The organism is Cupriavidus sp. HPC(L), assembly GCF_000307735.3.
In the GTDB taxonomy this organism is placed as follows: Bacteria; Pseudomonadota; Gammaproteobacteria; order Burkholderiales; family Burkholderiaceae; genus Cupriavidus.
In genome coordinates this window covers 1-1483 of sequence record NZ_AMPR02000376.1, presented here as the reverse complement: position 1 = coordinate 1483, position 1483 = coordinate 1, and the positions used below count along the sequence as shown (strand labels likewise).

The following is a 1483-nucleotide window of genomic DNA, read 5'->3' as shown; positions in this document are numbered from 1 at the left end:
CGTGGCGGCGCGCCACAGCGGCTCGGCCGTGGTCGCGCCGGCGCCGGCCAGTTCAGTGACCGGCTCCCGCATCGCCGCCGCCGGCAGTGCCGGCCCGTTGTGACTCGACCCGATTGGGGTCGAGCAGCCCGGAGTCGAGCAGATCGGCCGGCGCCGCCGGATCGTTCTGCCGGTAGACATCGCGCGCCAGGCACAGGTCTTCCCAGGCGCGCGCCTTGTCGGGCAGCGTGCGCAGCAGGTAGGCCGGATGGTAGGTCACCACCACCGGGATGCCCTCGTAGCGGTGCACCGTGCCGCGCAGCTTGCTGATCGGCGTGGTGGTGCGCAGCAGCGTCTGCGCGGCAAAGCGGCCCAGCACGACGATCAGGCGCGGACGCACCAGCGCGATCTGCCGGCGCAGGAAAGGCTCGCAGTGCTCGACCTCGGCCGGCTCGGGATTGCGGTTGCCCGGCGGCCGGCACTTCAGCACGTTGGCGATGAACACGTTGTGCCCGCGCGCCAGTTGCAGCGACGCCAGCATGTTGTCGAGCAGCTTGCCGGCCTGACCGACGAAGGGCTCGCCCTGCCGGTCCTCGTTCTCGCCCGGGGCCTCGCCGACCAGCATCCAGTCGGCCTCGCGATCGCCGACGCCGAACACCGTGCGGGTCCGCGTGCTGCACAACTGGCAGGCGGTGCAGCCGGCCACGCGCGCTTCCAGCGTCTGCCAGTCGAGCGTGGCAAGGTCGTCCGCCGGCTGCGCGACCGATTCGCCGAGCGGCAGCCGCAAGCCGTCGTCGGCAACGATCGGAATGACGGGCTGGCGTGGCGTCGGCGCGGGGGCGGTCGTCGCGCGGGCAGCGTCGAGACGCGGCGCCTGATGGTCCGGCGCTGGATGGTCCGGCGCTGGATGGCTCGGTCCTTCGAAGCCTGGCGCTTGCCGGTCCGGCAGCCCCGTTGCCGCCGCGGCCTCGGGCTCCGCCTGAACGGCGGCGGCATGGCGCGGCACCCATTCGGTGCCGATGCCGAGCGCCTCCAGGAATAACGCGCGCCGGTTCATGCCGATGCCTCCCGCGCGCCGTCCTGCGCGCCGTCCTGTGCGCCATCCCGGGCCGTGTCCCACCGGCGCCGCAGCACCAGCGCATCCTCGCGCCCGTCGGCGGCCGGGTAATAGCCCTTGCGCCGGCCGATCGTCTCGAAACCGGCGGCCTCGTACAGCGCCAGCGCGGCGGTATTCGACGGCCTGACTTCGAGCAGCACATTGGGCAGCCGATGCTGATGCGCGGTGGCCAGCGCCACCGCCAGCAGCAGCTTGCCGAGTCCCTGCCGATGGCGCGCCGGCTCGATCGTGATATTGAGCAGATGCATCTCGTCGACGACCGGCATCAGCACCGCGTAGCCGGCCAGCTGGCCGGCGGGGTCGCGCAGCGTCAGGCCGATATGGCCGGCCTTGACCGAGTTCTCGAAATTGCCGCGGGTCCACGGATGGCTGTAGGCGCGCTGCTCG

Annotated in this window: 2 protein-coding genes; both read right to left on the bottom strand. The window is 72.4% G+C overall.

The annotated features are described in order from the left end of the window. Positions 1-52: 52 nt before the first annotated feature. A complete protein-coding gene (locus B551_RS18060; protein WP_006580031.1) occupies positions 53-1036 on the bottom strand; it encodes a uracil-DNA glycosylase family protein in 984 nt (327 codons plus the stop codon). Further along, positions 1033-1483, bottom strand: a 451-nt coding sequence (gene rimI / locus B551_RS18055; RefSeq protein WP_023264713.1) for a ribosomal protein S18-alanine N-acetyltransferase, incomplete at its 5' end; no start/stop codon positions are given. The genes rimI and B551_RS18060, both read right to left, overlap by 4 nt.